The 6,956-nt window shown below is 47.4% G+C and carries 3 protein-coding genes; all 3 read right to left on the minus strand.

The window, feature by feature from the left end; all coding sequences use genetic code 11:
* Positions 1–20: 20 nt before the first annotated feature.
* Positions 21–1,007, minus strand: coding sequence for a hypothetical protein (locus COU90_03615; GenBank protein ID PJE64278.1), 987 nt, complete (start codon positions 1,005–1,007; stop codon positions 21–23).
* Between the two features lies 1 nt (position 1,008).
* Complete coding sequence (locus COU90_03620) at positions 1,009–4,266, minus strand: hypothetical protein (protein ID PJE64279.1); 3,258 nt, start codon at positions 4,264–4,266, stop codon at positions 1,009–1,011.
* 39 nt (positions 4,267–4,305) lie between these two features.
* Positions 4,306–6,956 (minus strand): hypothetical protein (locus COU90_03625; GenBank protein ID PJE64280.1); only part of this gene is annotated, 2,651 nt, incomplete at its 5' end.

Consider the following 6,956-nt stretch of genomic DNA (forward strand, 5'->3'; position numbering starts at 1 on the left):
TGTGTGTATAAACAACGCTTCTAAAACCCGAAACGTTTCAAAAAAATTCTGGTAACAATAAGTAGTCCCACCGCTAATAACACACTTTCCCATCCGACAACAGGAAGGGCTTTATGAGAGGAAGCGGTTAATGCCGGTTTACGTTCGGGAGCATTTTGATCATTAGGTTTTAGGGGGGACGCGTAATATTGGTCGGGCTTTTCGGCGCGCTCGGAGAGTTTATCAAAGTGGATTTCATTAGGTACTCCTTTTACGAACGTATCAAATAATTCCTGCTCTTCCTCGGATGAAAGAGGTTGTTCGGGAGAAGGGATGGCGGCATACGCGCCGGATAATTCTTCCTCAAGTCCTGGTATAAATGTGTGCGTCCACTGCGAAAAGAGAATACTTAAATCAGCAAATGTTACAGCACCATCATGATTAAAGTCGGCGTGATTATCCGTACGATATTTTTGATCATCTCCGGCAAGATAAAGGAATATACTTACGTCTACAAGGTCAACGTTGCCGTCGCAATTGAGATCTTCCGGAATGCTTCCGTTTGCGCAGGGTAATTGCTCAACGATTTCCTCAATTTCTTCGGGAGAAATGTGGGGAACAAGCGGACGTATGAAGGGCAGGATATATATCGGTACATTACTTACGTCAACGGGAGCGGGAGAAGATGTGTCTGTGGAGGGTGAACTACTCGAAGGTGCCGGAAAATATAAAAATCCGCTTTTGAGGATAAAACTTGCGGCTGAAGATGTTCCTATGGCGTTTTGTCCCACGGATTCCAGTAAGATAAAATTAGAAGACGTTTCCCTGCCAGCTTCGGTATTAAGAACAGGATCCAATACCTGAAAGTTAGTTGATGTATACTCTGTGGCAAAAACCCCAAAGGGCAGTAACAATAATAATATGAAAAAGGATATAAGATTAACTTTACTCTTATGTTCATAAAAAAACCGGTTTTTGAAGATTACCACATCGTCTCGGAAATAATGATTTAAATAACGGTCAAACATATCAGGTTAAAAGATTTTTTATAAACTGAACAAAACCCTCCAGTGCCGAAGCGAAGAAACGATGAATTTCAGGGAGGAATACTTCTGATCCGCCTCCGCCTCCCCCGCCTCCGACATCTCCGTCACCTTCGGGTGGCGCTCCGCCTTCTTCTTCGCCACCGGGGCCTGCTGTTGCGCCCGTGGTGGTGGCGGATGCTTTATTTCCTTCTCCGCCCACGGGAGCACCTATTGATCCATCCGCACCGGAACCGACAAAGTTTGTGGTAAGTTGAGGATAGTTTGTATATGTATCCAGCGCCGTACCGTCACTTTTAACCATACGAAAACAAAAGTCTGCACCCGAAAACTGCGCCGATGGGTATTGTATCGGCCAATCATACTCAACGTCTTGCCCGTTTGTTACCGAATTAGGATTAGTGGCAGACGGACTTGCTTCCGTATATAAGCCGCCGGCGTCCGAACCGGTCAGGAGTGTGGTTGTTATGGTGCTTGAGTCGGAAAAAGCATTATCGTAGAGACGGAATGTTTTTTCGCTGTTTTTAGCACCTACGTTTATCCAATTTGTTTCATCTGAACAAGTATTTCCGCTCGTGAGCTCGGTATATTGCAATAGAAATGCTTGTGCATCAGCAGATAAATCCGATGTTCCTATGGTAATATTCTGGCGAATTCTGAAAATATCGCCGCCACCCACGCGTTTAAGAGCAATGGCGGCATTTTCCACAAGGGAGTTCCATGCGGTGGATGGGTTTAATGCATTTGTGTTTTCGTAAAAACGATAGATATTTTGGATAAAAGTGGATGTGACAGATGTAGTTGCCATGCTTATGCGCGGGTACTGTGTGTATACAAAACCGGTGGCATCATCTGCATTGGTGGCGCGGAAACAATAGGAATCCCCGTCCGCTTCGGATGTGGCTTCAATCGCCCATTCAAGTTCGGTAAATGCTGTAGCGGAAAGCGAAGTAGATGCCATACGGTTGGTGATATCCGCCATTTCTCCCGCGACAAATGTTTGTCCTGCCGGATCGGTGAGGTTTGCATTATTTGTGGTTGAAGCAGTGTGTCCGTTATAAAGGTTTCCCGTGGGTGACATTTTCCATGCGTAGGATGTGGAAGATGCCGCGTCTGCTACCGGCACCCATGTGGAAAGTGCGGAACAGCTGGTGTAGCCCGCGATGGTGGATGTGGCGTATTCAAGCTGATAACGGGTTGTCGTTGCCACCGCGCCGGAGTTGTTTATCACAAAACGAAGACGTGTAGTACTTCCGGTCGCTTGGCCGGTAATGGCGGTGTCTTCGGCGACGAGGAATGAGGCGGATCCATTGGTTTGTTCGGCATCAAACGTATGTGTTGTAGAACTTGCCATTCCATACCGATACTCCTGCTGTATCCATTCAGCGGAATGAGCGGAGGAGGAAATACGAACGTCGTCTATAATGCCGTTAAATGTTTCGCTGTCAGTTCCGGGTACTCCGCCAATAGCATATCCTTCATCAACATTTGTTATATTACCGAAAAAGAAGTTTATTGACGCGTTTCCAACTTGATATGTCGGTGTTTGTTTAACACCATTTACATAAAATGTGTTCCCGGATGAATTGGTGGCAAACACAAGATGATTCCAACCCGTAGGATTAGGAATATCAACCTCCGCTTCTATAGTACGACCCGAATAGGTATTGGCTGAGCCAAACATATCCCAATCATCGTTGCTGTTTATATAAAACTCAAGTTGACCATTGCTGTCAACGGCATCGCCAGCACTAAAATATCCTCTACTAGTACCACTCCCGGAAGCTTTTACCCATGCGGATACAGTTCCGCTCGTAAAGGCATCTAAACTGTTGCCTGTAAATCCGACATCATCATTACTGCCGTCGAAGTTCAGGGCACCATTCAACTTCCCCGTAGTCGCTTCATCACTATCAAAATTAGTCCCTATTCCCTCATTCGCATTACTCGTCGAATCTTCAAATTTTCGTGCGGCGGTAGACGTTGCCGACAGATGCCACACACCCGCATAATTACTATCCCATACACTGGAGGTAGCCGCGCCCGATGTGGTCGCGGTGTTATTATAGTACATCCAAATAAAGTCCGCGGTGGAGGATGCATTAAGCTGGGGGATTTTAACCCATACGGTTGATGTGCCGGTTTCGTCCCACTCTTCTATTTCGTGTTTAAGCATGGTAGTACCGTCGGCATCTACGAACCGTACATCGTCTCCATGAGGGAGTGTTTTTGAGTAGTCTATATTGATATCCCCAAATGTGTCGTCGTCAGTATCTGCCGTGAGCTTAATCGGCATGGGGAAGTTGGTGAGATCTGTTTGCGAGGGTATGTTATTAAATACAATTTTACGGCGGCTTAGGAAATCGTTGTCCCACCAGTCGCTGGGGGCGGTTCCTACCGACGTTTCCCCGCCATTATCCGCGCGCCACCGGTAATGGAGTTGATCAATTTCTGCGCCGGAAGCGGGTTTAAATGCCGCTACAGCCCCTACCCACACATCCGATCCTGCGTTATTCCAATACATACTCATTTGTCCCGTTGTTGTTGCAGATTTATAACTTCCTCCCGCAGAGCGGGCACCGGTATCGATAAGAAATATCTGATTTTGGGATGTGCCAGGTGTGTAGTTTGTGAGCGGAACACCTTCATTGCTATTAAAAGCATCAACAAGAATCGTATCTGCCTCCGTGGTGGTTATATCCATCTTTGGCTGGCTGTTAGCACTTCCCGTACCTGTTGCGTCCACAGGGTCGGTTTGTGCTGCCCCCGTGAATGAAACGGCGCTCGCTCCCCCTTCCCTAACTGTACCTCCCAAGGTAACGCGCACCGGATGAGTCCCTGTGTCCGGCGCAATAAGGTACCATATTTCCACATTTTTATTGCTTGCAGGCACATCATTTTGTACGGCAGGCGTGAGTGCATCTCCGTTATAAGTAATGCCGGAAATAACACGATCTTCGTCTGTAAGGTCATGAACAGAAACTTCCACGGCCAAAAGTCCGTTTGTATTATCACTCACCGTATGTTGCCATTGGATTGAAGTTATAGAAGATGTAGCGGTTGAATCACTGGTATTATCTACCGCCACATCTGCTTCCGCGTATGGGATGTCCAGTCCGGTTTGCTCAATTCCCAAGAAATGAAAGAAGGGTGATATGTTCGAAAAGAAAAGGCCAGTCATGACAAGAAATACCGTAAAAGAACGAAGTGTGCGGTGTATATATTTGCGTGTTTTTCGAGACATGAAGAAGGATAATTATTCTTTATACTAATGTGTTGGATTTTAGGCGGTATCAGGCGGCGGTTCTTCAGGGTTCGTTTCATTGGTTACCGGAGGCGTTGGTTCGGTTTCGATTTCGGGAGGAGTTTTATCTTCATTTTCCGGCAATGCTTCTTCTATGGGGGGCGCTTCCGGTAGCGGTTCGGTTTCGGGGACGGATATTTTCGGTTGAGGTTCTTCTTCGGGCGGTGCCGGAGGCGGAGCGGAAGTTTCTTTATTTTCCGGCAATGCTTCTTCTATGGGGGGTGTTTCCGGTGGTTCTTCAGAGTCGCTAGGGGGTATTTCCGGAGATGGTTCCTCTGTATTTGATGGCGTTTCCGTTTCCGGAGATGATTCTGTTTCTATAGGTGTTTCTACTGATGGCGGCGGGTCCTCGGTATTTTCTTCCGCGGGAGGAGTGGTTTCTTTTGCTCCGCTAAACAGATGAGTATTTTGTTCGCATGTGCCTGATACCGTTTTCAGTTCTCCTCCGCTTACATATACGCAGTACGGATACCCGCCTTCCGTATCATACAAAGTGGTCCCGAATGGCTTTGTTTCGGATCCTACCTCCAAACTGTCGGTGCGTACGCGTTCGGCATTTATTGTGCGCACTTTTAGATTACCGTTTTCATCTATGCTCCATGTACCATTTTCTGAGAGAATTCCGCGTATGTGTACAATATCGGCACCCCCCAAATCCAAAGACCCATCGAGTGGTTCAAATGCACCGGAAAGCTGGTTTATGGTGGTGGAAGCCGCATCCGCTTCTCCCGATGCAATAACCTTATCGAGCGTAGCATGGCCCAGATTGATAAATACAAGTATTTTTCGTATATGTGAGTCTGTCGTTGTGGCGGCATTGGCATAACTTTCAAGAGCGAATCCTACCGTTGCATCTCCCTCGTTTGCTTTTTGTCCCACGCCGGGAATAGAGGAGGCCGCGATACGGTCTCCTTTTTCAATAGCGCCGTTATCTTCCGATACTTTAACGGAAACACGTCCGGAAAGAGCTATGAGCGGTGTTGTACTTGTTGCTTCCCTGCCAGGCGCAAGGGTAATGTCAGAGCCGTTGATGGCAAGTGCGGGTCTACTGGAAACAATACCTACAAGAACAGGAGTGGTAGAGGAAGATATATAAGCTTTCTTTACCATTGCACGATCGGTTGTTGTGGTATCAATCATGGCAATATCTCCGGCGGAAAGAACTTCGGAAGCCGGGTATCGTTCAGCGACGTCGAATACGTCACCCGGATCATCGCTTGCAACACCGGCCGTGTCTACCCGAAGTCCGCCATTTATTTCGGTGTCGGGACAATGCGTGCCGGCGGTAATACATACCCCGCCTTGTACGGTGAGCGTCCAGATGTTTGTGGTAGAGGTTCCTATGCTGGTTGAGCCGGTAGAATTTATGGCAAATACTTCTTTTCCGGCATTTTTCAGATTAAAGAAGTCGCCGGTGAAGGAGCCGGAATTTTGACCCAGATTTATATCAAGCCCTACGCCGGTCATGTCAGTGGTCTCCTGGAACAGGCTTACTAACGTACCGGATGTAAGTGTATTTGAATATGCGCGAAGAGCGTTTCCTTGGGTGGTGCCGCGAGTTTCCGCTATAACACCGGCGGGTTCAAAGACACCGCCGGCGTCTCCGGTTGTTACCCCGCGTACGCCGAATGTGCGGCCAAATGCGGATATGGCAGTATTTTCTCCGAGCGTATTGGATCCCAGATGTGATTGTACTTCGAGTCCGCGTACGGTATTTCCAAGCGCGGTGGAATCATTAATTTTAATGAGTTGTCCTACGAGCGTATTTGAATGTGATGTTGGTGCGTTTGTTATGAATAGTTTATTGCCAATTTGTGTGCCAGCGCCGGCAAGATTAAAAGTAAATTGTTCGTCTATACCGCGTACGGTATAACTTGTGGATGCGGTTTGTCCGGCATAACCGTCTATGGCAAGAAATCCGCGCGGCGAAGTGGTACCGATTGCGCTCCGTCCATTTCCTTTCACGATAAAGGCGGGGCTGGAAGAACCCGTATCTCCCACAACAAAGCTTCGGGTATTTGATCCGTTTTGTTCAACGGAAAGTTGTGCCCAAGGGGTGGTAGTACCGATGCCCACATCGCCCGTGGTACCAATAGATAATCTTGTATTGGCTCCGCCCGTTTGTACTATATAATCTCCGCCGGATCTTATAGAGAGATTATCGGTTGAATGAAGATATTGAATATATGCAACCCCATTGTCATCAGAATCTCCAAAACGAATAGCTTCTATTCCCGTATTAGGTACTAATAACTGAATTCCTGCCGTAGTATCATCTTCTAAGGTAAGTGGTATTCCAGCTAATGGAGATCCTCCGGAGGCGCCCGAATACACATGCAATTGGTTTAAAGGGTTTTCAATACCAATCCCCACCCGTCCATTTCCTTTCACGATAAAGGCGGGACTGGAAGAACCCGTATCTCCCACAACAAAGCTTCGGGTATTTGATCCGTTTTGTTCAACGGAAAGTTGTGCCCAAGGGGTGGTAGTACCGATGCCGACGTTTCCCGATACTGTAAGCTGTCCCGCAATCGTCGAACTTGCGCTTGATACAAATCCGTCATCAAAGTGGAAGGCGAGACCATCACTTGCGGTGGATGAAGCAGTGTAGTATTTGGTGGTGCCGTAGG

The sequence above is a fragment of the Candidatus Ryanbacteria bacterium CG10_big_fil_rev_8_21_14_0_10_43_42 genome (genome assembly GCA_002793915.1).
Taxonomy (GTDB): domain Bacteria; phylum Patescibacteriota; class Minisyncoccia; order Ryanbacterales; family 2-02-FULL-48-12; genus 1-14-0-10-43-42.

Coding starts and splice junctions, on each gene's coding strand:
- COU90_03615 (PJE64278.1), bottom strand. CDS start 1,007: ATGTTTGACCGTTATTTAAATCATTATTTCCGAGACGATGTGGTAATC.
- COU90_03620 (PJE64279.1), bottom strand. CDS start 4,266: ATGTCTCGAAAAACACGCAAATATATACACCGCACACTTCGTTCTTTT.